Raw genomic sequence first — 23,859 nt, 5'->3', positions numbered from 1 at the left:
ACGGTGATCTCCGCGTCTGCCGCCCTCGCCGTCGCGACCATCGCGTTCGGGATGGTCGTCACCCCAGGCCCCAACATGATGTACCTGGTCTCTCGGACGCTGATCCAGGGACGTACGGCCGGGATGGTCTCGCTCGCCGGGGTGGTGACCGGGTTCCTGCTGTACGTCCTGGCCACCACGCTCGGCCTGGCACTGCTGTTCGCCGTGGTCCCGGGGCTGTTCGTGGCGATCAAGATCGCCGGGGTGGCCTACCTGATCTATCTCGCCTGGGGGATGGTGCGCGGCTCCAACCAGGCGCTCGCCCCCGACGCCGACCTGCCGCGTCACTCCGCGTGGCGGCTCTACCTGACCGGGCTGACCACCTGCCTGCTCAACCCGAAGATCGCGCTGATGTACGGCGCGCTGCTGCCGCAGTTCGTCCAGGCCGGGAACGGCCCGACCAGCCTGCAGCTGATCGAGCTGGGGCTCGTGCAGATCGCGGTCGCCACCGTGGTCAACGCGATGTGGGTGGTCCTCGCCGGGCGCGTCTCCGGCGTGCTCCGCCGCAGCCGCCGCGTCGAGCGCGGGGTGCGCTGGACGGCGGGCGGACTGCTGACGGGCTTCGCGATCCATCTCGGCTTCGCGCGCGCCTCGGCCTGAGCCGGGGACTCACTCCTCGAGCCGCCAGGCCGCCTTCAGCGAGAGCTGGCCGCCGGTCTGGAGCAGCGCCCGGCTGTAGAGGCGCTCGGCGAAACGTACCAGAGCGACGCCGAAGGCGAGGAGCAGGGCCACGGCGATGACCGGCTCCCACCAGGCCGCACTGCCGTCGACCAGGCGCATCGGCATGAGCACGGCGGAGAGCGGCGGGATGTACGAACCGACGATCTCGCCGACGCCGTCGAGGTAGAGGGCGCCGAAGAACATCACCATGAGCAGCATCGTGATCGGGGTGGAAGAGGACTGCAGGTCCTCGGTGCGGGAGGCGAGCGCGCCCGCGACCGCCCACAGGGTCGAGAGCACCACGAAGCCGATCAGGAAGAAGACCACGAACCAGCCGATCGCACCGGACAGGGCGGGCAGCGCGAAGCCGAAGTCGGTCAGGCTCAGTCCGACCAGGCCGACGGCCACGTAGACGAGCATCTGGGCGACCGCGATGACGGCGTTGCCGATGATCTTGCCGGCGAGCAGCTGCCGCAGCGGCACCGCGGCGGCGATCATCTCCACGATCCGCGACTGCTTCTCCTCGACGACGCTGTTGGCCAGCGTCATCCCGAACATGATCGAGGCGAAGTAGAAGACGATCGCGAGCGCGTAGCCGACGACGTACCGGATCGCGTTGAGCTCGCTGTCGCCCTCGAGCTGGTCGAGCGCGACCGCCGAGCCCCTGGTCAGCTCGGCAGCGGTCGTGCCGGCGGCGTCGGCGTTGCCGGCCAGGACGATCGCCTCGACCGCCTGCCTGACCACGTCGCGCAGCTCGGAGTCGGGATCCTCCAGCGTGACCAGCGTCCAGCCCTCGGCCGTCGGCCGGAGGTACGCGTCGGCCTGCTCCTCCTCGAGCGCGTGTCGGGCGGCGTCGGCGTCATCGACGGCGACGGGGTCGATGTGCACCTTCTCATCGATACCCGAGGCGCGCTCGGCGATGCCCTCGACCATCGCCTGCGAGGCCGCTGACGAGTAGGCGAGCTCGTAGGACTTCTCCCGGCTCTCGCTCCACGCGGTGAAGCCGAGCACGCCCACGATGACCGCGAGCATCACCGCGGTGCCGATCAGGGTCGACTTGTCGGTGGCGCGGACCGCGATCTCGCGGCGCGCGACGATCTGCCACACGGGCTGGCTCTTCGTCTTCACGACGCTCATGCGGTGACCTCACGGTAGATCTCGGACAGGCGGGGCACGACGCGGTGGAAGTCGAGCACGTTCCCGCGGGCAGTGGCCTCGGTGAGCAGCTTCTGCTCGGCGCCGGCGGAGACGACCTCGATCTCGGCCTCCGGGCCGGCGACGTCGCGTACGTGGAGGCCCGGCAGGTCGCGCACCCACCCGGCGTCGCCGTCGAGCACGACCCGGTAGCGCAGCGCCGCCTCGGCGCGCAGCTCCTCGCCGGTGCCCTGGGTGACCACCCGGCCGCGTGCCATCACCACGAGTCGGTCGCACAGCCGGTCCACGAGGTCGAGCTGGTGGGAGGAGAAGACGACCGGTACGCCGTCGCGGGCGTGCTCGCGCAGCAGGTCGGCCATCGCGTCGATGGCCTCGGGGTCGAGGCCCGAGAACGGCTCGTCGAGGACGAGCGCGATCGGCGCGGGGACGAGCGCGGCGATGATCTGGACGCGCTGCTGGTTACCCAGGGAGAGCTTCTCGAGCGGGTCCTTGGTGCGGGCGCCCAGCCCGAACCGCTCCAGAAGCGCGGTGATCTCCCGGCGCGCGTCGGCGGTGGTCATGCCACGCAGCCGGGCCAGGTAGACCAGCTGGTCCAGGATCGGCTGCTTCGGGTAGAGGCCGCGCTCCTCGGGCATGTAGCCGAACCGGCGGCGGTCCTCGCGGGTGACCTCGTGTCCCTGCCAGGAGACCGTGCCGGCATGCGCGGCCAGCACCCCCATGACCATCCTCATGGTGGTCGTCTTGCCGGCACCGTTGCCGCCCACGAACCCGGTGAGGCCACCGGACGGGACCGGGAAGGACACGTCGTCGACGGCGACCATGTCGCCGAAGCGGCGGGTCAACCCGCTGACCTCGAGCATCGAAACTCCTCTGCGTCGGAACTGAACGGGAACCACGCTATTTCAGCGCCGCGGCCGGCGGATCCGTCGCGAGGATGAACCCGCTCTCACCCGTTGGATGGGCCTGCGGGCAGCAGCCCGTGACGGTGGATGAAGACCACGGTCTGCACCCGGTCGCGCAGCTGCAGCTTGGCCAGGCAGGCCGACACGTGCGTCTTCACGGTCGCCTCGGTCAGGAACAGCCGGCGCGCGATCTCGTTGTTGCTCAGCCCCTCACCGATGAGCAGGAGCACCTCACGCTCGCGGGCGGTGAGGAGGTCGAGCTCCTTGGGCGGCTTCGGTCTCGGCGCCGACGGAGCGTCGTCCCTGGTCACCCGCCCGATCACGCGCATCGTGACCTCCGGCGCGAGCAGCGCGTGGCCGTCAGCCGCGGCCCGCACCGCCTCGGCCAGCGAGTCCGGGTCGGCGTTCTTGAGCAGGAACCCGCTCGCGCCGGCGGAGAGGGCGTCGAAGAGGTAGTCGTCACGGTCGAAGGTGGTCAGGATGATCACCTTGGCGTGCCCCTCGGCGACGACCGTACGCGTCGCCTCGATGCCGTCGGTGCCGGGCATCTGCACGTCCATCAGCACCACGTCGGGCCGCAGCTCGCGGACCTTGGCGATCGCGTCGGCGCCGTCGGAGGCCTCGCCGACCACCGAGATGTCGTCCTCCATCGAGAGGATGAGGCGGAACCCAGAGCGCACCAGCTGCTGGTCGTCGGCGAGCAGCACCCGGATCATCGCGCGACCCCCGCCGACGACGGGACGGGAGAGTCGAGCGGGAACCGCACCCGCACCCGGAACCCCTGCACCGCGCGTGGCCCGATGTCGACCTCCGCCTTCCGGACGGCCGCCCGCTCGCGTACACCCAGCAGGCCCAGGCCGCTGCCGGAGGTGCCGTGGCGCGGCCGGCCGTTGTCGGTGATCTCGACCTCGGCGTACGGCGCGGCGGCGGACCGGTCGACGCGGAGGACGACCTGAGCGCGGTCGGCGGTCGAGTGGCGGCGGACGTTGGCGAGCGCCTCCTGGACGATCCGGTAGACCGAGTGGGCCAGCGGAAGCGGGAGGTCCTCGACCGGCCCGACCGCCTCGTAGTCGACCTGCAGCCCGCTCTCGCGCACCTCGTCCAGGAGCGCTGGCAGGTCCTCGAGCCGCGGCTCGGGGCGGCGTACGCCGTCGGGTTCTGCCTCCGCGTCACCGGCCGGGTCGCGCAGGGTGCCGAGCAGCGAGCGCATCTGGGTGACTCCCTCGCGGGCGGAGGCCTCGACGTTGCCGAGCGCCTCGGCAGCGCCCTCGATGTCGCCGGGACGGCCGCGTTCGAGCAGCTTGCGCCCGGCGGCCGCCTGCACCCCGACGACCGCGACGTGGTGGGCGACGACGTCGTGGAGCTCGCGGGCGATCCGCAGGCGCTCGTCGATGACCGCTCGGCGCTGCAGCTGCCCGGACTGCGCCGCGATCGTCGCCGCCTGCGCGGCGAGCTCGGCCTTCTGTCGCGCTCCCCGCCAGGCGACCTGGCCGCCGACGATCGCGCCGATGAAGTAGAGCAGGTTCATCAAGGTGGTGAGCAGCACGTAGGCGGTCACCGGGCCGATCAGCGCCGAGCCCTCCGCCTCAGAGGTCGACTCGCGGATCTCGTCGATGCCGCTGCCGACCGCGAACTGCCAGGAGAGCCAGGCGAACATGAACAGCGTGATCAGCCCCATCACGACCACCATGTCGCGCCGGCTCCGCGCCCAGGCCGCGCCCGCGAAGAACGCGACGAAATAGATGATCTGCATCGGCAGGAGCCCCATCACCATGGGCAGCCACACCCCGGTGACGAACATGTGGACCCCGGCCAGGAGCGCGATCGTCAGCGGGAACCGGCGCCGGAAGACCAGCAGCGCCGCTCCGCTGATCACCGCCAGCCACTCGACCCAGGTCGGCGCGTCGCTGCTGTCCAGCGTCCCGACCCCGCGGATCAGCTCCAGGGTGACCAGGCTGGCGATCAGCACGACCGCGCCGACCAGCCAGTCGCCGAGCGTGATCGACCCTTCCCGCTCCCAGTCGTCGTCGGTCGCGAAGAACGTCGCCAGCCGGCCGGAGGAGCCGGCGTCGTCGTGCACAGTCACCCGGCCAACCCTAGTTCCGTCGGCGGACCAGGTCCTCAGTCTCGAGTCGGAGTTCAGCGGGAGCCGGCGGCGCGCTGACGCCGGCGGGCGCGGGAGCCGGGGCGGCTCTTCCGGGTGCCGGTGCCCTCGCCGGCGGGGCGGCGCGGGGGCTGGGTGACGACCGGGACGAACGGGCCGGGACGGCTGCGCTCGCCCGGAGCCAGCTCGACGAGGATGGGGTGGTCAGGGCCGTCGACGCGGGTGGTCGTGGGCTTGATCCCCGCGGCGCGGGCGAGGCTGCGTACGTCCTTGACCTGGTCGGGCAGCATCAGGGTGACCACGGTGCCGGAGGCGCCGGCGCGGGCCGTACGCCCGGAGCGGTGCAGGTAGGCCTTGTGCTCGGCGGGCGGGTCGGCGTGGACCACGAGGGTGACGTCGTCGACGTGGATGCCGCGGGCGGCGATGTCGGTGGCCACCAGGGTGGTCGCCTTGCCGGAGTGGAACGCCTCCAGGTTGCGTACGCGGGCGTTCTGGGAGAGGTCGCCGTGGAGCTCGACGGCGGGGATGCCGGCGCGGCCGAGCTGGCGGGCGACGCCCTTGGCACCGTGCTTGGTGCGGGTGAAGACGACGGTGCGGCCGGGGGCGGCGGCCAGGTCGGCGAGCACCGGGATGCGGTGCTCGCGGGCCGAGAGGTGGAGCACGTGGTGCTCCATCTCGGCGACGGGCGATTGGGCCGAGTCGGCCTCGTGCACGACCGGCGAGGAGAGGAACTGCTTGACCAGGACGTTGATGCCCTTGTCGAGCGTCGCGCTGAACAGGAGCCGCTGGCCACCCTTCGGGGTCGCCGCCATGAGGCGTTTGACCGCCGGCAGGAAGCCGAGGTCGGCCATGTGGTCGGCCTCGTCCAGGACGGTGATCTCGACGGCGGACAGGTCGGCGTGGCGCTGACCGATCAGGTCCTCGAGCCGGCCGGGGCAGGCGAGGACGACGTCAGCGCCCTTGCGCAGGCCGATGACCTGCGGGTTCTGCCCGACGCCGCCGAAGACGGTCTGCACGCTCAGGCCCGCCTCGGTGGCGAGCGGACGCAGCGACTCCTCGATCTGCCGGACCAGCTCACGCGTCGGCGCGAGCACGAGGGCGCGCGGCTTGCCCGCCTTGGCCTTCGGGCCGCCGGCGAGGCGGGCGACCAGCGGAAGCAGGAACGCGTACGTCTTGCCCGACCCGGTCCGCCCGCGGCCGAGCACGTCGCGGCCGGCGAGCGAGTCCGGCAGGGTGGCCGCCTGGATCGGGGTGGGGGAGGTGATGCCGTGGTGGTCGAGGACGGCGGTCAGGTCTGCGGGCACGCCGAGCGCGCTGAAGCTCTGCTGAGACAAGGAGTCAACTTTTCAAGCGAGGTGTCTCGCCATAGTGAAAGTCGCATTCCGAGAGCGGCCGGGGGCAAGACCGGAACGGGCCGCTGGTAAGCAGATACTACCGGTAGGTGACCCGTCTACCAGAATCGCGGGCTCACGCCCACGGGTCGACCAGGATCTTGGCGTGCGTCTCCGGGTCGGCGAGGTCGTCGAAGGCCTGCGCGACCCCGTCGAGGCCGACGGTGCCGGTGTGGAGGGGCGAGGGGTCGACCTTCCCGCCGGCGATGAGCTCGAGCGTGCGCGCGAACTCGGCCGGGTCGTAGCCGAACACGAACCGCAGGTCGATCTCCTTGTGGATCGCGATCGCCGGCCGGATCGTGTCCGGCTCCATGCAGACACCGACCACCACGACCCGCGTGTGCAGCGGTGCCGCGGTCATGATCTGCTCGAGCATCCCGGGCACGCCGACGCACTCGAAGACCACCGGGCCGGTCGGCGACTGGCCGAGGCGGTCGGCGTTGAGCAGCACGGTCTCCCACGGGAGCAGCGGGATGCGGCGTACGACCTGCATCGCGTCGATCCCGAAGCCCAGGTAGTCGGTCAGCGAGGTCACCGGACCGCGCTGCTTGTAGGCGTCCCAGGGCGACGTCTCGCGCGGGTCGACGACCACGTCGGCGCCGCACGCCACCGCCAGCGCGCGGCGCGCTGGGGAGAGGTCGGAGGCGACCACCGTCTTCACCCCCTGCGCCTTGAGCATGAGGATGACAGCCAGCCCGATCGGGCCGCAGCCGATGACCACGGCCGGGCGTCGTGCGGAGACCGCGCCGCGGCGCACGGCATGGAAGGCGACGGCCAGCGGCTCGGTGAAGACCGCCCGGTCCGGTTCCACCCCGTCGGGGACGGGGAAGGTGAAGGCCTCCTGGACGACCGTGTACTCCGCGAAGCCGCCGGGGGAGTCGACGTCGAAGCCGACCATGTGGACCGCTCCGTCCGTACGCAGCACCGGCAGCGCCGCGACTGCGGTGCCCGGCTCCCAGCGACGGCGCGTCTCCGGGCCGTAGGCGACGACCTCGCCGAGGATCTCGTGGCCCAGCACGATCTCCTGGTCCGGCGTCATCGCGGTGGTGTAGCCGATCTCGGTGACCACCTTGTTGAGCTCGTCGCTGTGCTCGCGGACGTGCAGGTCGGAGCCGCAGATCCCGGTGCGCAGCACCTTGATCAGCAGCTGACCGGGTCCGGGCTCCGGTCGCGGGACCGACCGCACGGACAGCTCGCCCTTGTGGACCACGGTTGCGCGCATCTGGTTCATCGGCGCCGACGCTACCTCACAACGGCGGCGGCGATCCGGAGGCGATCCGGTGCAGGTGCGCGGTGAACGAGTGCTGGTGGTCGACGCGCGGCAGCCGCAGGGCGGCGCCGGTGACCAGGTGCAGGGTGACGTCGATGCGCGGGTTGGCCTTGCGCTCGTCGACGACACCGGTGTCGATGCTGGTCACGTCCTCCCAGAGGATGACGTCGGTGTGCCGGGCATGCTCCAGGACCAGGCCGCCCTCGTAGAGCCCGAGGTCGACCGCGACCGGGCGCTGCAGCCCGAGCCAGGTCAGCCGGAACCCGAGCACCAGCCCGGCGAGCGCCACCAGACCCCCGGCGAGCACCAGCACCATGGGCAGGTGCGACCGGGTGGCGATCCAGGCGCCGAGCGCGATGAGCGCCGGGCCGAGGACCAGCCCGACGGGCGCCAGCCACGCCCGCCCGTGGGCGGGATGGGTGCTCAGCCGGATGCCGAGGTCCTCGGTGAGCGTCTCCTCGCCCGGTGTACGCAGCCAGGCCCGCCGCGTCGGAAGCAGCACCAGCCCGAGCAGGGTGAGCGCGATCCCGCCCCAGAGCACCGGGGCGCGGCCCATCCCGACGATGCGGGCCGGCCACGGGTTGATCGCGTGCTCGCCGTACGCGTCGGCGCCGACCACCCACATCCGGAAGGTCGCCTTCGACGGGTCCGGGTCGCGGCCGATGTCGCGCAGGGTGCCGTGGATGCTTCCGGTGACCTGCTCGCCGTCGACGCGCCACCGGCCTCGGCAGGAGGTGATGTCGCCGGTGCCGCTGTCGAACTCGCACCGCTCCACCACGCTCACCTCCGCCCACTGCCCGCTGTTCCAGCGGTCGGCGGCCTGCTGGGCCACGACGGTGGCTGGGAACAGCATGGCCAGCGCGCCGAGGCCGAGGGTGATCAGGACGGTCGCGATCGACGTGCGTCGCTTGAACCTGAGGACCCGGCGGGACGGGTCGATGAGACGGGACTTGGGGCCGGTGGTGGGGAGCACGAGGCCTTTCACATCAGAGACTGGGAGGGACGTCGATCGAGGCGCCGAAAGTCTAGTCGCATGCCCCTACGGGTTCATGCAACCCAGCCGGAACCTCGGTCTGACACGGGCTTCACCCATTCGCAGTAGCCAGCCGGCGGCGGATACGATCGGAACGCCGCGCGAGGATCGCGGCCCACCCATCACTGGAACCCACAGGAGCATCCGTGTCCGAGATCAAGATCGCCGTACTCACCCCCGACGGGCGCGAGGAACGGACGGTCACTACGGGCACGAAGGCGTGGGAACTCTTCGCGGACAACCCCGACGTGATCGCCGCGCGGGTCGGCGAGGACCTCAAGGACCTCTCCTACGAGCTCGCCGACGGTGACGAGGTCGAGGGCATCCTGATCGACTCCAAGGACGGCCACGACATCCTGCGCCACTCGACCGCGCACGTGATGGCGCAGGCGGTGCAGGAGCTCTTCCCCGAGGCCAAGCTCGGCATCGGACCGCCCGTGACCGACGGCTTCTACTACGACTTCGACGTCGAGACCCCGTTCGTGCCCGAGGACCTGGTCAAGATCGAGTCCCGGATGAAGAAGATCATCAAGGCCAACCAGAAGTTCTCCCGCCGGGTCACCACCGACGACGACGCCCGCGTCGAGCTGGCCGACGAGCCCTACAAGCTCGAGCTGATCGGCCTCAAGGGCTCCGCGGCCGACGCCGCCGAAGGTGCCAGCGCCGAGGTCGGCGGCGGCGAGCTGACCATCTACGACAACCTCGACCGCAACGGCGAGGTCGCCTGGAAGGACCTCTGCCGCGGCCCGCACCTGCCGACCACCAGGCGGATCCCCGCCTTCAAGCTGATGCGCAGCGCGGCTGCGTACTGGCGTGGCGACGAGAAGAACAAGCAGCTCCAGCGCATCTACGGCACAGCCTGGGAGTCCAAGGAGGCGCTCGACGCCCACCTGGCCCGGATCGAGGAGGCCGAGCGCCGCGACCACCGCAAGCTCGGGCGCGAGCTCGACCTCTACTCCTTCCCGGACGAGATCGGCTCCGGTCTCCCGGTCTTCCACCCCAAGGGCGGGATCATCAAGCGGGAGATGGAGGACTACGTACGCGCCAAGCACATCGAGCACGGCTTCGAGTACGTCGGCACCCCCCACATCGCCCGTGAGCAGCTCTTCCACACCTCGGGCCACCTGCCCTACTACGGCGACGGGATGTTCCCGGCGCTGGACGTCGACGGCCAGGACTACCGCCTCAAGGCGATGAACTGCCCGATGCACAACCTGATCTACCGTTCGCGCGGGCGCGCCTACCGCGAGCTGCCCCTGCGGCTGTTCGAGTTCGGGTCGGTCTACCGCAACGAGAAGTCGGGCGTGATCCACGGGCTCACCCGGGTGCGTGGGTTCGCTCAGGACGACTCCCACTCCTACTGCACCAAGGAGCAGGCGCCGGCCGAGGTCAAGCACCTGCTCGAGTTCATGCTGACCGTGCTCAGGGACTTCGGCCTCGACGACTTCTACCTCGAGCTGTCCACCCGCGACGACTCCAACAAGGAGAAGTTCGTCGGCAGCGACGAGGACTGGGCCGAGGCGACCAAGATCCTCGAGGAGGTGGCCGGCGAGACCGGTCTCGAGCTCGTCCCGGACCCGGGCGGCGCGGCCTTCTACGGCCCGAAGATCTCCGTCCAGGCCAAGGACGCCATCGGCCGCACCTGGCAGATGGGCACGGTGCAGTACGACTTCAACCAGCCCTCCGCGGACCGCTTCAACCTGGAATACCAGGCCGCCGACGGCACCCGGCAGCAGCCGGTGATGATCCACTCGGCCAAGTTCGGCTCCATCGAGCGCTTCCTCGGCGTACTCGTCGAGCACTACGCCGGTTCCTTCCCCCCGTGGCTCGCCCCCGTCCAGGTCGTCGGCATCCCCGTTGCCGACGCCTTCGCCGACTACCTCCACGAGGTCGCCGGCAAGCTGAAGGCTAAGGGCATCCGGGTCGAGGTCGACGAGTCCGACGACCGCTTCCAGAAGAAGATCCGCAACGCCCAGCTCCAGAAGATCCCGTTCATGCTGATCGCCGGCGGCGAGGACGTCGAGAAGGGTGCGGTCAGCTTCCGCTACCGCGACGGCCGCCAGGAGAACGGCATCCCGGTCGACGAGGCGATCGAACGGATCGTCGCCGCCGTGGAGTCGCACGAGCAGGTCTGACCACATAGGTCCACGAGGGCGGTGCGTGCATGGCACGCACCGCCCTCGCGCTGTCTCCGGCGACACTCCGAGCGGCGAAGAACTATTCGCGACACTAAGTCGCGCGTACTCTTGTTATCGGGACGCGTGTCCGGGTAACGTGGGTCACGTCGTCAGTAGTTCAACGCAGAACGCAACGGTGCAAAGGAGCGATCGTCATGACCGCCGTTCAGGATGAGAAGTCCACCGGATACGTCCGCCAGGGCAAGCAGGCCTACCTCGACACGCTCCGCACGCTGTCCGAGGCTTCGGTCGAGGTGCACTTCGACCCGTTCAAGGACATCGACTGGGACTCCGACGAGCTCGCGGTGCTGCCCGACGACGAGCGCTGGATCCTCAACGACGCCGACGAGATCGGCGCCCACCCGTGGTACAAGGCGCTGCCCAAGCAGCGCCAGATCGAGATCGGGATGTACCGCTGGGCGCAGGTCGCCAAGGTCGGCCTCCAGTTCGAGCAGCTGCTCATCGGCGGCGTCATGAACCACCTGGTCTGGGCCAAGAACAACAACCCGGAGTTCCGCTACGCGACTCACGAGGTGACCGAGGAGACCCACCACACCCAGATGTTCCAGGAGTTCGTCAACAGGGTGAACCCCGACGTGGCCGGTGCGCCGACGTACTTCAAGGTCCTGGTGCCGCTGATGGCCTCGGCGGGTGCGTGGTTCCCGGAGGCGTTCTTCACCGGCATCCTGGCCGGCGAGGAGCCGATCGACCACCTGCAGAAGGGTGCGATGCGCTCCGGCGGCAGCCACCCGGCGGCCAACCGGATCATGCAGATCCACATCGCGGAGGAGGCCCGCCACATCGGCTTCGCCCACCAGTACCTCGAGCAGCACGTGCCCGAGCTCGGCCGCGTGAAGAAGACCCTGCTGGCCTACGTCTTCCCGGTCATCATGCGACTCCTCTGCGACGTGATCATGGTCCCGAGCAAGCAGGCGCGCTACGACATGGGCATCCCGGACGACGTGGCCAAGGAGATCTGGTGGAAGTCCGAGGAGTCGGAGAAGCTGCTGCGCGACCTCTTCGGTGACGTACGCCTCCTGGCCGACAACCTGGGCATCCGCAAGGGTCCGGCCAAGCTGCTGTGGAAGCTGACCGGCATCGACGGCCGCGCTTCGCGGTTCCGCGCCGAGCCGCGCGCGGCCTCCTACTGATCCCACTGAGCCCGATGCCCTAGAACGGTAGCCACCTGTGCCTCACGTCGTCACCCAGTCGTGCTGTGCCGACGCCTCGTGCGTCGTCGCCTGCCCGGTCAACTGCATCCACCCCGCGCCGGGCGAGCCCGGCTTCGGCGAGGCCGAGATGCTCTACGTCGACGCCAAGAGCTGCGTCGACTGCGGAGCCTGCGTCACGGCGTGCCCGGCCGACGCGATCGTCCCGCACACGACGCTGACGGCAGCGCAGACGCCGTTCCTGGCCATCAACGCGGAGTACTTCGAGGTCTTCCCGCACAAGGACCGCACTCCGCTCGCCCTGGTCCACCCCCAGCGCCGGCTCACCCGCACCGGACCGTTCCGGATCGCGGTGGTCGGCGCCGGGCCGGCCGGGATGTACGCCGCCGACGAGCTGCTCAAGCACCCCGAGATCACCGTCGACGTCTTCGACCGCCTGCCGACGCCGTACGGCCTGGTGAGGGCCGGCGTCGCGCCCGACCACCAGAGCACCAAGCAGGTCGAGAAGCTCTTCGCGCAGATCGAGGCCCAGCCCGGGTTCCGCTACTTCCTGGGCGTCGAGGTCGGCAAGGACGTCTCCCACGCCGAGCTGACCGCCCGCTACGACGCGGTCGTCTACACCGTCGGCGCGGCGAGCGACCGTGCCCTCGGGATCGACGGCGACGACCTGCTCGGATCGCTGAGCGCGACCGACTTCGTCGGCTGGTACAACGGCCACCCCGACAAGCAGGACCTGCCGGTCCACCTCGATGCCGGGTCCATCCCGTCGGGGCGGGTCGTCCTCGTGGGCAACGGCAACGTGGCGCTCGACTGCGCCCGGATCCTCGCCGAGGACCCCGAGACGCTGGCCGGCACCGACATCGCCGACGGGCCGCTGGCGGTCCTGCGTGACAGCGCGGTGCGGGAGGTCGTCGTCCTCGGGCGTAGGGGGCCCGGGGAGGCGGCCTTCACCGTGCCCGAGCTGGTCGGCCTGATGGGCCACACCGGCGTCAACGTGGTCGTCGACACCGGCGACCTCCTGCTCGAGGAGGCGCTGGCCGGCGGCGAGACGACCGCCCGGTTGCTGCGCGAGATCGCCCGCCGTGAGGTGCGGCCGGAGCTGCGTACGATCGTGCTGCGGTTCCTCAGCTCGCCGGTGCGTGTGCTCGGCGAGGACCGGGTCACCGGGGTCGAGGTCGGCCGCAACCGGCTCGAGCGCGACGAGAACGGCGTGGTCCGCGCCGTCGCCACCGGTGAGACCGAGGTCCTCGAGGCGGGGATGCTGCTGCGCGCGGTCGGCTACAAGGGCCTGCCCGTCGCGGACCTTCCCTACGACGCCGCGACCGGCACCGTCCCCAACGACCGCGGCCGGGTGCTCCCGGGCGTGTACGTCGCCGGCTGGGTCAAGCGCGGCCCGAACGGCTTCATCGGCACCAACAAGACCGACGCCACAGAGACGGTCGACCAGCTGCTCGACGACCTCGACGCGGACCGGATCCCGGCCCCGGTCGGGGACCCCCGCGAGATCACCGCGATCGTGCGCAGCCGCCAGCCCGGCATGGTCGAGCTGGCCGGATGGCAGGCGATCGACCGCGAGGAGAAGCGGCGCGGCGCCGAGTCCGGTCGCCCGCGCGTGAAGATCACCGATGTCGAGGAGATGCGGGGCATCGCCGCGAAGTCGCGGAAACCCCGATACGCTCTGGGGCGTCGCAAGGAGCGCTGAGGCGCTCTCGACACCGGGCGAGATCGGGATCACGGGAGCAGGGGGAGAAGCGGGTGGCCGGGGAGAAGCGCGATGGTCGGCAGGACCGGTGGAGCAAGCACAACCAGCAGCGCCGCCAGCAGATCATCGACGCCGCCATCGCGGTGATCGAGGCAGGTGAGCCCGGCGCCGACGTGCAGGTGCAGCAGATCGCGGTGCGCGCCGGACTGTCCCGCACGGTCATCTACCGCCATTTCGAGGACCGTGCCGACCTGGACCGTGCCGTGCAGCAGGCGATCCTCGACGGCCTCTGGTCCGACCTGATGCCGGGGATCACCCTCGACGGCACCGTGCCGCAGATCATCGAGCGGATCATCGGCACCTACGTACGCTGGGCCCGGGCGCACCCCGCGCTCCACCTCGCCGCCGACCACGACATCGACGGCGGCGACGACGGCCCGTTCCAGCAGGGGATGGAGCAGCTCGCCGGCCGGATCTCGGGCATCGTCGGCACCGCCGTGCTCGCCCTCGGCGGCAAGCCCACCGAGGAGGAGGCCGAGGCTCTCGACCCGCTGATCTACGGTCTCGTCGGCGCGGTCTTCGGTGCCGTACGCCGCTGGCTGACCCGCACCGGTGAGCGGCTGCCCGCCGAGACACTGGAGCGGCTCACCGCCCAGTCCATCTGGTTCGTCATCGACGGTCACGCCCGCGGGTTCGGGATCGAGCTCGACCCCGACCTTCCTCTGGAAGAACTCCTGTCCAATGACGTCCTCGCGGTATAGCCTCCCGGTATCGCCCGGCCGCACGGCCGTTCATTCCAGGAGAAGACCATGCCCCACCTGCGCAGACTCTCGATCGCCGTCACCGCCGGCCTGGCAGCCACCGCCGGGCTCGCCGCCCCGCTGAGCCCGGCCACCGCGGCCCCCGGCAGCGGCTCGTCCGAGGGCACCGCCCGCGTCTTCATGGTCAACCCGGTCCAGTCCAGCAACGACCAGGACCTGACCGACCAGAAGGACGCCGCGAGCGCGGTGCCGGAGAGTGCCTACGCCGAGGTGCCGCTGACCCACCTGGACGGATCGGGCTACCTCCGCGGTGACTACGCGGTTGTCGAGTCGAGCACCGGCACGCCGGCGTACTCCACCACCAACAGCTACTCCTACGACCGCCACCAGGACCAGTTCGAGCAGGTCATGGGCTACTTCTGGGTGACTCGCACGCAGACCTACCTGCACACCCTCGGCTTCGGGGAGACGCTCCCGGGCGTGCTGAACGAGCCGTTCTCGGTGAAGATCAACCAGTACGGCGGCGACAACTCCTACCAGACCGACAAGCCGTTCCGGATCCGGCTGGGCAAGGGCGGCGTCGACGACGCCGAGGACGCGGAGGTGATCGTCCACGAATACGGTCACGCCGTCCACGCCGACCAGGTGCCCGGCTACGGCAGCAGCCTCGACGCCGGCGCGATCGGGGAGTCGTTCGGTGACTATCTCGCCGTGACCGTCGGTCTCGACGCCGCCGACGAGTTCGGCTGGCCGGTCGCGGCCGACCCGTCCTGCCCGATGGACTGGGACGCGACGTCCTACACCGACGCCCCCCACTGCATCCGCAGCTTCCACCTCGACCTGACCCTCGAGGACCGCCGCAACCAGGTGCACTACGACGGCCAGATCTGGAGCCAGGCGCTCTGGGAGATCCGCGAGGGCTACCAGGCTCTCGGCCTCACCACCCGCGACTGGGACACCACCCTGATCTACTCGCAGTTCTCCTACGCGCCGGACACCAGCTTCCAGGCCGCCGCTGCCGAGACGTACGCCGCGGCAGCCGCTCGCGACGGCCAGGCGGCCGCCGATCTGGTGCGTGACCGGTTCGCGGCGCGGGGGATCACCTTCTGACCGTGACCGACGTCGACCGGCGCTGCCAGATGTGCCAGTCGTCGTAGCTCACCCGTTCGACGTAGTGCCGCCGAAGGTACTGCTGCGCGTGGTCGCCGTCGAGGCCCCAGGTGTCGAGACTGTCGCCGTCGACGACGACCCACCGCGGGGCCGACCCACCTGCCAGCACGCTGTGCAGGTGGGTCAGGTGCGGGTCGCGCACACGCGCGGGGAGGCTCCACAGGTTCTCGTACGGGCTGTCGAGTCCGCTCGCGGCGATGATCTCCGGGTGGCCGAACCCGACCACGACACCGTCGGAAGGGTGCGCGTGCTCGCGCAGGTAGGTCGAGACCCGGCTCTCGGGAGTCTGCTGCGGTGGGGCGAGCGCCACGAGCGTCCAGACGACGAGCGCAGCGACGACCGCGTAGGCCACCGCAGATCTCAGCGCGAGCCCGGACCGTCGCGCGGGGTCGAACCCGGCGGTCGCGACCAGCAGCACGAGGCCGGGGACGATGCCGGTCAGGTAGTGCAACCAGTAGCTGCCACCGGCGGCGATCGCGACCAGCTCCCACGCGGTCATGGCGAGCACGGGCAGAGCCAGCGGTGACCTGCGTGCGACCACCGCGGCCACCGCGATGACGAGGACCACGGCGACCCCGCTACCGAGGGACGCCGTGACGAGCTGCACACCTCGGGCAGCCGTCGCCGAGGAGGCCGAGGCCTCGATCAGGTCCGCGGCATGGGTGCGGAAGACCACGACCGCGTCCCACAGCTCGGGGACGGAGGTGCCCTGCGCCCCGGCGCCTGCGACCGCCGCACCGAGCGATGCCGCGGCGCCGCCCGCGAACGTGGCAGCCCGAGCCCACAGCCGGGGCACATGCGGGTGAGAGATCGCGACGAGGACGGCGGTGAACACGAAGACGTCGATGAAGTTCTGCTTGACCAGTGCGGCCGCCATGCCGGATGCGCCGGCCGCGGCGGCGAGCACAGCCGTACGCCATCCCCACGGTCCGCGCATCGCCGTCACCGCACACACCAGGCCGAGGAGGACGAGGGGCACCGCGAGCAGCTCGCCGTTGACCGCCGGCATGCCGAGCAGCGGGCTCGACACCAGTGCTGCTGCCAGCACGACGGTTGTGAGCAATGTCGGACGACTCCCCGGTGACACCAGGCTCGCCAGGACGCCGGTCAGGGCGACCGACAGCCCGCCCGCCACCGCGCCGAGCACCTTGAGCCCGGGCGCGACGAGCCCAGACGTCGTCGCCTCGACGGACCCGAGGTAGCCGGCGATCGTGAACAGCCAGAGCAGCAGCGGCGGCCTGTCGACCCAGTAGTCGCCGTACAGCGAACGGCCCGGCTGCCACTGCTCGGCCACCATCAGGAAGCCGCTCTCGTCCGCGGTGAGCGGCCGGTCGAGGAAGGGCAGCCACGCGGCCGCCGCCACCAGAGCAGCGAGCAGCACGATCACGGTGTCCGTCCGGCCCCTGCCGGTGACGCGTGCGTCGCCGCCGCCGGGCCTCTCGGGCACCGGCGTAGCGGTGCGGTCACTGACGGGAGTGGTCACTTCGGCACGCTAGGAGCCTGGATGAAGGGCGATGGAGCCGTTTGCGCACAACGTCGTGGGGTGTTGCCACTCTATGACCGTCACCCAAGCCGAGTGCCGGAGTACCGGTCTAGGCCTCGCGCAGGTAGGCGAGCACGGCGGAGACCCGGCGGTCGGTGGTGGGGTCGAGCCGGAGCTTGGCGAAGATGTTGCCGACGTGCTTGCGGACGGCGGCCTCCGAGACGAAGAGCGCGGTCGCGATGCTGCCGTTGGTGCGCCCCTCGGCCATCAGCGCCAGCACCTCGCGCTCTCGCTCCGAGAGCGCGTCGAGCGGACCGTCGGGCTGGTGCCGGTTGAGGAGACCGCGTACGACCTGGGGGTCGACGACGGTCTCGCCGCCAGCCACCCGGTCCAGGCTGTCGAGGAAGTCCCGGACGTGGCCGACCCGGTCCTTGAGGAGGTAGCCGATTCCGCCACCACCGGTGGTGTCGAGGAGCTCGGCGAGGTAGGCGTCGGCGACGTACGCCGAGAGCACGAGGACGGCCAGGTCGCGGTGCCGTCGGCGCAGCTCGGCGGCGGCGCGCAGCCCCTCGTCGGTGTGGGTCGGCGGCATCCGGATGTCGGTGATCACGACGTCGGGGCGGGTGTGATCGGTGAAGGCGAGCAGGGCGTCGGCGTCGCCGACCGCGGCGATGACCTCGTGGCCGGCTCGTTCGAGGATGGCGAGGAGGCCCTCGCGCAGCAGCGCGGCGTCCTCGGCCAGGACGATCCTCAGGGGAGCCCTCAGGGAAGCACGGTCGGGCACGTCATCCTCACTTCCGTCGGTCCGCCCGGGGGGCTGGTGACCTCGAGGTGGCCGTCCAGAGCGGCCAGGCGGGTGGCCAGTCCGGCGAGCCCGCCCCCTGGTCGCACGGTGGCGCCACCGGCCCCATCATCGCGTACGCCGACCTCCAGCCGGTCGCCCGACACCTGTCCCTCGACGCGGGCCGAGCGGGCACCGGCATGCCGGACCGCGTTGGTGAGCGCCTCCGCGACCACGAAGTACGCCGCGGCCTCGACCGGCGCCGGCAGCCGGCCGTCCACCCGCAGGTCGACGGAGACCGGCAGCCCGGCGGTGTCGGCGAGCTCGCGCACCGCAGCGGTGAGCCCGTGGTCGACCAGCACCCGCGGGTGGATCCCGCGGACGGTCGCGCGGAGCTCGGCCAGCGCCGTCTCCGCCTGGGTGTGGGCCTGTCGGACGAGGTCGAGCCCAGCCCCCTCGGGCACCTCCAGCTCGGCCAGGCCGAGCGTCATGGTCAGCGCGACGAGCCGCTGCTGCGCACCGTCGTGGAGGTCGCGCTCGATCCTGCTGCGCTCGGTCTCGAAGGCGTCCACGAGGTCGACCCGGGAGCGGCGCAGGTCGGCGACGGCCGCGGCCAGCCGGGTCTGGGCCGGTTCGAGCAGGAGCCGCGCGAGGCTGGCCTGGGCGGCTGCGAGGAGGGTGGCGACGTACAGGCCGAAGACGAGGAGCACGAGTCCCGGCGCCACCGCGATCCAGGCCTCCGTGGGCGTGCTGAGCTGCCAGGGGCCGATGGCGATCGGAGCGTCGACCCGGACCAGGACCGGGGCGAGCACGAGCACGCCCGGGATGGTGATGATCAGGTTGAGCACGACGGCGTCCACGAGCCACAGCACCGTGGCGAGCAGCACGGTGTAGCCGACCTCGGGCCCGGAGATCCGCAGCCGGCGCAGAGCGCGGAGCCGCTCGCTCCAGGCGATCGGCGCGGGCCGCGCTGCCTGGCCCGGACGGACGTCGGGGAGGACCAGCCGGAGGCGTACCCGTTCCATGTCGGCGACGAGCGCCGCCAACAGCGGGATCCCGGCCAGGACCAGCACACCGACGAGGATGACCAGGGTGAGGAGACCGACGCCGACCAGCACGAACAGCACCGCGGCGACGACGAGACCGACCAGAGCGCCGGAGGCCAGATAGGCCAGGGCGCGCCACGGCCAGCTGGAGGCGAGGAGCCGCCAGGGGGAGGAGCGCAGCGCCGCCCAGATGTCGGGTGGTGGTCTCATGACCCGGAGCCTAGGCACTCCGCACCCCTCCGCGGGGTAGCGCACGCGCTACCTCGTCGTGGCGTCCGCGCCCGTGCGCGCGCCCCGGGCGCGGCGTTTGCTGGAGGACATGACCGCCACCCTCCCGGCCACCGTCCAAGCGCCGCCGTCCGGCCCGCCCGCCGTCGTCCTCGACGACGTCACCCGCACCTACCGGTCCCGCTCCGGAAAGGTCCACGCCCTTCGCGGCGTGAGCCATGCCTTCACCGCCGGGACGTTCACCGCGATCATGGGTCCGTCGGGGTCGGGCAAGTCCACACTCATGCAGGTCGCCGCCGGCCTCGACCGGCCCTCCCGGGGCAGCGTCCGCGTGGCCGGCACGACGCTGTCGGGCCTGAGCCGGACGAGCCTGACGAAGCTGCGCCGGGAGTCGATGGGCTTCGTGTTCCAGCAGTACAACCTGCTCGACGCCCTCACCGCCTACGACAACGTCGCCCTCCCCGCCCGTCTCGCCGGGCGGCGCCCGGATCGCGCCGCGGTGATCGGGGCACTCGAGCAGGTCGGCCTGCACGGGTTGGCCCGGAGACGGCCGCCGGAGCTCTCCGGCGGCCAGCAGCAGCGCGTCGCCATCGCACGGGCGCTGCACACCCGGCCCGCGGTGCTCTTCGCCGACGAGCCCACCGGTGCACTGGACCGCCACGCCGGGCGCGATGTCCTCGAGCTGCTCCGGAACCTCGTCGACACCCCGGCGACTCATGGTCCGGCGCAGACGGTCGTCATGGTCACCCACGACCCGCTCGCCGCCTCGTACGCCGACCGGGTGCTGTTCCTCGCCGACGGCCGGATCGTCGGGCAGATGGAGCGCAGCGATGCCGCTCGGATCGCCGCCCGCATGACCGACCTGGAGCCTGCCTGATGAGCATCGTGTCGCTCGGCGCGCACAGCCTGAAGACGCTGCGCCAGTCGTGGCCGCCGTACGCCGGGGCCGCCGTCGCCCTCGCCGGCGGCATCGCCCTGATCACCCTCGCCACCAACATGCTGGGCGCGCTCGGCACCGCCACCGACGGCCTCGACGAGCAGACCCGGCGGCAGATCGACGATCTCGGGTCGCTGTTCGGCATCATGGCCGGGATCTCGCTCTTCCTGGCGCTCTTCGTGGTCTCCTCGACCTTCGGGTTCGTGGTCGCCACCCGGCGCCGCGAGCTCGGCCTGCTCCGCCTGCTCGGCGCCACCCCGCGCCAGGTGCGGACGCTGCTGCTCGGCGAGGCGCTCGCGGTAGCGGTCGTCGGCACGGTCGCCGGCTGCCTGCTCGGCACCGTGGTGACGGTGCCGGTGCTGCGCGTCCTGCACCAGGCCGGGGTCACGCCGGTCCTGCTCGCGATGCCGAGCCAGGGGACCGGATGGGCGATCGCGGCCTGCTGCGGTGTCGGCGTGGCGCTGGTCGGGGCCCGGCGAGCGGGCGCCCGCGCCGGACGTACGCAGCCGGTCGAGGCGCTCCGCGAGGCCGTCCTCGAGAGGCGCCGGCCCACGGTGGCCCAAGGTCTGGTCGCGCTCACCGCGGCTGCCGGGCTGGTCGCCACCGCCTGGTTCGCTCCCGGGATGCCGCTGCTGTTCGCCCTGCTCGTGGGCATGTTCCTGCCGATCGTCGCCGTGATCGGGGCCAACGCGGTCGGTGGCCTGCTCTACACCGAGCTGGCGGCGTACGCAGGTGCCGTGGTGGCCCGACGGGACCCGGCCGCGCACCTGGCCCGCGACCTCGCCCGCACCAGCAGCCGGATGACCGCCGCAGTGGCGGCGCCGGTGGTGGCCATCATGGCGGTGGCCGGCTCGATGGTGGTCGCCGTCGGCGCGACCGCCGACTGGAGCGAGGGCGCCGACAGGGCCGCGCTCAGGTCGGAGCTGGTCGTCGAGCAGGCGGAGCGTCCCGAGCGGATCCAGGGCCTGCCCGGGGTGAGGGTGAGCGACGTACGCCGTACGGCCCCGGTGGGCTTCGGGGGCGAGCGCACCGAGGTCGAGGTCGTCGACGTCGCCGACGCGGCAGCGACGCGGAGCCTGCAGGCGACGCGGGGGAACCTCGCCGACCTGCACGGCAGGGCGATCGCCGTCACCGCCTCCTACGTCACCGACCTCGGTGGCCGGGTCGGTCAGACCCGCCGGATGCGCATCGGCGACCGGACCGTGAAGGTGCGGCTGGTCGCGGTCGTGCCCGACGCCCCGAACCTGTGGGGCGACGTCATCGTGCCCGACGACCTGCCCGGCATCGGCCGGGTCGTCCGCGACACCGGGACCGTCTTCGTGCGCACCGACCCCGGCGCGGACGTCGCTGCGACCGCCCGGTCGCTCCGGGACACCGGGGCCGAGGTGAGCACCGGCGAGGACTGGGTCAGCACCGTCGCCGCCGAGGCCCGGGACACGAACACGGTCGTCCTGTGGGTGATGCTCGGCCCGGCCGGGGTCTACGCCGCGATCGCGGCCGTCAACGCGGTCCTGATCGGGATGAGCCAGCGCCGCCGCCAGACCGCCACGGCCAGGCTCCTCGGCGCCACCCCGGCGCAGGTGCGCCGGACCACGCTCTGGGAGACGGTGTTCACCGGCGCCGGCGCGCTGCTGGTCGGCGGCGCGGTCACGGGCTTCACGGCCTGGCTGGTGCGCCAGGCGGTCGTCCGCGACGTGCCCGACGCGCCGCTGACGGTCCCGTGGGAGGCCCTGTCCGGGATCACCGCAGCCTGCCTCGTCGTGCTGCTCGCGGCTGCTGTTGCCGGGGCGTACGCGCTGCGGGGAGGGGAAGCGCCCGACTGACCTTTCCAGGGGATTAAGTAGTGTTTTCCGCGTGACGGAGATGGACGGCGTACTCACCCAGGACGGCATCGGCGAGGGCGACGGGCTGGAGCGGCTGTGGACGCCCTACCGGATGGCCTACATCCGCGGCGAGAACAAGCCCAGCGACCCCTCGGAGACGAAGTGCCCGTTCTGCCGGGTGCCGACGCTCGAGGACGCCGAGGGCCTGGTCGTCCACCGCGGCGAGACCTGCTTCGTGGTGCTCAACCTCTACCCGTACGCCCCGGGCCACATGATGGTGTGCCCCTACCGTCACGTCGCCGGCTACGTCGAGACCACCGACGAGGAGGCCGCCGAGATGGCGATGCTGACCAAGCAGGCCGTACGCACCCTCGCCGGCGTCTCGCAGGCCGAGGGGTTCAACATCGGCATGAACCAGGGCACCGCCGGCGGCGCGGGTATCGCCGCCCACCTGCACCAGCACATCGTGCCCCGCTGGGTCGGCGACCAGAACTTCATGCCGATCATCGGCCGCACCAAGACCCTGCCGCAGCTGCTGACCGACACCCGCGACCTGCTCGCGCAGGCGTGGGCGTCGGCCTGAGCAGCCCCGGCGCAGGTGCTGAACCTCAGACGATCGCCCAGGCCACCGCTGCGGCCGCGAAGCCGGTGACCGAGAGCACCGTCTCCAGCACGGTCCAGGTCGCCAGGGTCTGCTTCACGGTGAGGTTGAAGTAGCGCGAGACGATCCAGAAGCCGCCGTCGTTGACGTGGCTGAGGATGATCGAGCCGGCGGCGATCGCGACGGCGATCACGGCGAGCTCGGGCTGGGAGTAGCCCGAGGCGAGGGTCGGGCCGACGATGCCGCCGGTGGTCACGATCGCGACGGTCGCGGAGCCCTGGGCGATCCGGAGGCCGCAGGAGATGACGTAGGCCAGCAGGAGGACCGGCAGGCCGGCGTCGGCGAGCACCTCGGCGAGCGCGGCGCCCACGCCGGTCGCCGAGATCACGGAGCCGAAGAAGGCGCCGGCGCCCACGACGAGCAGGATCATGCCGACCGGTCGCAGCGAGGCGCCGGTGAACTCCGAGATCTCGTCGAGCCTCATGCCGCGGCGGATGCCGAGCAGCCAGAAGGCCAGCAGCACCGCGATGGTGAGCGCGATCGCCGGGTTGCCCAGGAACGTGAGCACGCTGAGCAGCCGGCCCGGGTCGAGCAGCATCGTGCCGAAGGTCGCGCCCAGGATCAGGAGCAGCGGCACGGCGATGACGGCGAGGACCAGGGCGAGCGAGACCGGGGCGACGGGCGTCGGGTCCTCCTCGGCCTCGGTCTCCGCGACCAGGAACTCCTCGGGCACCGAGACCTGGACCCGCGGGGCGATCCAGATCGGGAACAGGATGCCGGCGGCCGCGAACGCGGGCAGGCCGCACACCAGGCCCATGATGATCAGCCAGCCGAGGTCGACGCCGAGGAGACCGCCGAGGGCCGTCGGGCCCGGGTGCGGAGGCAGGAAGGCGTGGGTCATCGACAGGCCGGCCAGCACAGGCAGGGCGTAGAGGACGAGCGAGCGACCGCCGCGGTGCGCGGCGACGTACACCAGCGGGGCGAGGACGAAGATGCCGATGTCGAAGAAGACCGGGATGCCGAAGATCAGGCCGACCAGACCCATCGCGATCGGGGTGCCGCGCTCACCGAAGATGCCGATCAGCCTCGAGGCGAGCACGTCGGCGCCACCGGACCGCTCGAGCAGCGACCCGAGCACGGTGCCGAGCCCGATGATGAGCGCGATGTGACCGAGTACGCCGCCGAAGCCGGTCTCGATGAGCGACTCCTTCGAGGCGAGCGCGGTGCCGACCATCTGCTCGACGGACAGGCCGGCCGCGACGGCCAGGCCGATGCCGCTGATGAAGAGGGCGATGAAGGGCTCGAGCTTCACCTTGATGATCAAGAAGAGGAGCACGGCGATCGCCGCTGCGCAGAGCAGCAGCAGGCCGGGGGTGCTTGTCTGGAGCCAGTGCATGGCTGGTTCTCCCGTCGGGTCAGGGTGGGGG

At 71.5% G+C, this 23,859-nt stretch carries 20 protein-coding genes; 9 read left to right on the top strand and 11 right to left on the bottom strand.

From position 1 onward, the window contains the following. The first annotated feature begins 3 nt into the window (after window positions 1–3). Window positions 4–639 carry a LysE family transporter gene (locus tag G5C66_RS10765; RefSeq protein WP_165110964.1) on the top strand — a complete coding sequence of 212 codons (636 nt, stop codon included), beginning with the start codon at window positions 4–6 and terminating at the stop codon, window positions 637–639. 9 nt (window positions 640–648) lie between these two features. Here the strand turns inward: G5C66_RS10765 and G5C66_RS10760 are convergent, their stop codons facing one another. From G5C66_RS10760 to G5C66_RS10730, 7 genes are all read right to left on the bottom strand, one after another. Beyond that, window positions 649–1,836, bottom strand: coding sequence for an ABC transporter permease (locus tag G5C66_RS10760; protein WP_165110963.1), 1,188 nt, complete (start codon window positions 1,834–1,836; stop codon window positions 649–651). Beyond that, window positions 1,833–2,750 carry an ABC transporter ATP-binding protein gene (locus G5C66_RS10755; protein ID WP_420901736.1) on the bottom strand — a complete coding sequence of 306 codons (918 nt, stop codon included), beginning with the start codon at window positions 2,748–2,750 and terminating at the stop codon, window positions 1,833–1,835. The genes G5C66_RS10760 and G5C66_RS10755 overlap by 4 nt, the downstream gene beginning before the upstream one ends. A 50-nt stretch (window positions 2,751–2,800) precedes the next feature. Then, the gene (locus tag G5C66_RS10750) at window positions 2,801–3,472 is read right to left on the bottom strand and encodes a response regulator (RefSeq protein WP_165110961.1); all 672 of its coding nucleotides are present in this window, start codon (window positions 3,470–3,472) and stop codon (window positions 2,801–2,803) included. Further along, complete coding sequence (locus G5C66_RS26785; RefSeq protein WP_206443958.1) at window positions 3,469–4,842, bottom strand: histidine kinase; 1,374 nt, start codon at window positions 4,840–4,842, stop codon at window positions 3,469–3,471. The genes G5C66_RS10750 and G5C66_RS26785 overlap by 4 nt, the downstream gene beginning before the upstream one ends. Window positions 4,843–4,895: 53 nt before the next feature. Continuing rightward, window positions 4,896–6,194, bottom strand: a complete 1,299-nt coding sequence (locus G5C66_RS10740; RefSeq protein WP_165110960.1) for a DEAD/DEAH box helicase — start codon at window positions 6,192–6,194, stop codon at window positions 4,896–4,898. A 133-nt stretch (window positions 6,195–6,327) separates the two neighbouring features. Continuing rightward, window positions 6,328–7,482 (bottom strand): zinc-binding dehydrogenase, encoded by a 1,155-nt coding sequence (locus G5C66_RS10735; RefSeq protein WP_241248429.1) that lies wholly within the window; start codon window positions 7,480–7,482, stop codon window positions 6,328–6,330. 16 nt (window positions 7,483–7,498) lie between these two features. Next, window positions 7,499–8,494, bottom strand: a complete 996-nt coding sequence (locus tag G5C66_RS10730) for a hypothetical protein (RefSeq protein ID WP_165110959.1) — start codon at window positions 8,492–8,494, stop codon at window positions 7,499–7,501. Between the two features lie 206 nt (window positions 8,495–8,700). On the opposite strand from G5C66_RS10730, the gene thrS reads away from it, so the two are divergent. The 5 genes from thrS to G5C66_RS10705 all read left to right on the top strand — a co-directional run bounded on the left by thrS (window position 8,701) and on the right by G5C66_RS10705 (window position 15,473). Beyond that, complete coding sequence (gene thrS, locus G5C66_RS10725) at window positions 8,701–10,689, top strand: threonine--tRNA ligase (protein ID WP_165110958.1); 1,989 nt, start codon at window positions 8,701–8,703, stop codon at window positions 10,687–10,689. Window positions 10,690–10,886: 197 nt separating this feature from the next. Then, a complete protein-coding gene (locus tag G5C66_RS10720) occupies window positions 10,887–11,882 on the top strand; it encodes an AurF N-oxygenase family protein (protein WP_165110957.1) in 996 nt (331 codons plus the stop codon). A 37-nt stretch (window positions 11,883–11,919) separates the two neighbouring features. Then, window positions 11,920–13,602, top strand: a complete 1,683-nt coding sequence (locus G5C66_RS10715; RefSeq protein ID WP_165110956.1) for an FAD-dependent oxidoreductase — start codon at window positions 11,920–11,922, stop codon at window positions 13,600–13,602. A gap of 53 nt (window positions 13,603–13,655) precedes the next feature. Next, window positions 13,656–14,363 (top strand): TetR family transcriptional regulator, encoded by a 708-nt coding sequence (locus G5C66_RS10710; protein ID WP_165110955.1) that lies wholly within the window; start codon window positions 13,656–13,658, stop codon window positions 14,361–14,363. A 48-nt stretch (window positions 14,364–14,411) separates the two neighbouring features. Then, window positions 14,412–15,473 carry a M36 family metallopeptidase gene (locus G5C66_RS10705; protein ID WP_165110954.1) on the top strand — a complete coding sequence of 354 codons (1,062 nt, stop codon included), beginning with the start codon at window positions 14,412–14,414 and terminating at the stop codon, window positions 15,471–15,473. Here the strand turns inward: G5C66_RS10705 and G5C66_RS10700 are convergent. The 3 genes from G5C66_RS10700 to G5C66_RS10690 form a co-directional block, all read right to left on the bottom strand. Next, window positions 15,463–17,016, bottom strand: a complete 1,554-nt coding sequence (locus G5C66_RS10700; protein WP_338144139.1) for a hypothetical protein — start codon at window positions 17,014–17,016, stop codon at window positions 15,463–15,465. The two genes, G5C66_RS10705 and G5C66_RS10700, sit on opposite strands and share 11 nt — an antisense overlap. A gap of 109 nt (window positions 17,017–17,125) precedes the next feature. Beyond that, the gene (locus tag G5C66_RS10695; protein ID WP_206443971.1) at window positions 17,126–17,770 is read right to left on the bottom strand and encodes a response regulator transcription factor; all 645 of its coding nucleotides are present in this window, start codon (window positions 17,768–17,770) and stop codon (window positions 17,126–17,128) included. Between the two features lie 8 nt (window positions 17,771–17,778). Continuing rightward, window positions 17,779–19,053 (bottom strand): sensor histidine kinase, encoded by a 1,275-nt coding sequence (locus G5C66_RS10690; RefSeq protein ID WP_165110953.1) that lies wholly within the window; start codon window positions 19,051–19,053, stop codon window positions 17,779–17,781. Between the two features lie 109 nt (window positions 19,054–19,162). Here G5C66_RS10690 and G5C66_RS10685 point away from each other — a divergent pair, with 109 nt between their 5' ends. The 3 genes from G5C66_RS10685 to G5C66_RS10675 are packed head-to-tail and all read left to right on the top strand — an operon-like array spanning window position 19,163 to window position 22,414. Continuing rightward, the gene (locus G5C66_RS10685) at window positions 19,163–19,948 is read left to right on the top strand and encodes an ABC transporter ATP-binding protein (protein WP_165110952.1); all 786 of its coding nucleotides are present in this window, start codon (window positions 19,163–19,165) and stop codon (window positions 19,946–19,948) included. Then, a complete protein-coding gene (locus tag G5C66_RS10680) occupies window positions 19,948–21,831 on the top strand; it encodes an FtsX-like permease family protein (RefSeq protein ID WP_165110951.1) in 1,884 nt (627 codons plus the stop codon). Before G5C66_RS10685 ends, G5C66_RS10680 begins: the two co-directional genes overlap by 1 nt. Before the next feature lie 40 nt (window positions 21,832–21,871). After that, window positions 21,872–22,414: an HIT family protein gene (locus tag G5C66_RS10675; protein ID WP_165111155.1), complete on the top strand. Its 543-nt coding sequence runs from the start codon at window positions 21,872–21,874 to the stop codon at window positions 22,412–22,414. 25 nt (window positions 22,415–22,439) lie between these two features. Here G5C66_RS10675 and G5C66_RS10670 read toward each other — a convergent pair. Further along, window positions 22,440–23,859, bottom strand: a 1,420-nt coding sequence (locus G5C66_RS10670; protein WP_241248428.1) for a GntP family permease, incomplete at its 5' end; no start/stop codon positions are given.

Origin of the sequence: Nocardioides turkmenicus (assembly GCF_011045035.1) — a bacterium.
Lineage (GTDB): Bacteria > Actinomycetota > Actinomycetes > Propionibacteriales > Nocardioidaceae > Nocardioides > Nocardioides turkmenicus.
This window is presented reverse-complemented; position numbering and strand designations above follow the sequence as displayed.

Coding starts and splice junctions, on each gene's coding strand:
- G5C66_RS10760 (WP_165110963.1), bottom strand. CDS start 1,836: ATGAGCGTCGTGAAGACGAAGAGCCAGCCCGTGTGGCAGATCGTCGCG.
- G5C66_RS10750 (WP_165110961.1), bottom strand. CDS start 3,472: ATGATCCGGGTGCTGCTCGCCGACGACCAGCAGCTGGTGCGCTCTGGG.
- G5C66_RS10735 (WP_241248429.1), bottom strand. CDS start 7,482: ATGAACCAGATGCGCGCAACCGTGGTCCACAAGGGCGAGCTGTCCGTG.
- G5C66_RS10720 (WP_165110957.1), top strand. CDS start 10,887: ATGACCGCCGTTCAGGATGAGAAGTCCACCGGATACGTCCGCCAGGGC.
- G5C66_RS10705 (WP_165110954.1), top strand. CDS start 14,412: ATGCCCCACCTGCGCAGACTCTCGATCGCCGTCACCGCCGGCCTGGCA.
- G5C66_RS10690 (WP_165110953.1), bottom strand. CDS start 19,053: ATGAGACCACCACCCGACATCTGGGCGGCGCTGCGCTCCTCCCCCTGG.
- G5C66_RS10685 (WP_165110952.1), top strand. CDS start 19,163: ATGACCGCCACCCTCCCGGCCACCGTCCAAGCGCCGCCGTCCGGCCCG.
- G5C66_RS10680 (WP_165110951.1), top strand. CDS start 19,948: ATGAGCATCGTGTCGCTCGGCGCGCACAGCCTGAAGACGCTGCGCCAG.
- G5C66_RS10675 (WP_165111155.1), top strand. CDS start 21,872: ATGGACGGCGTACTCACCCAGGACGGCATCGGCGAGGGCGACGGGCTG.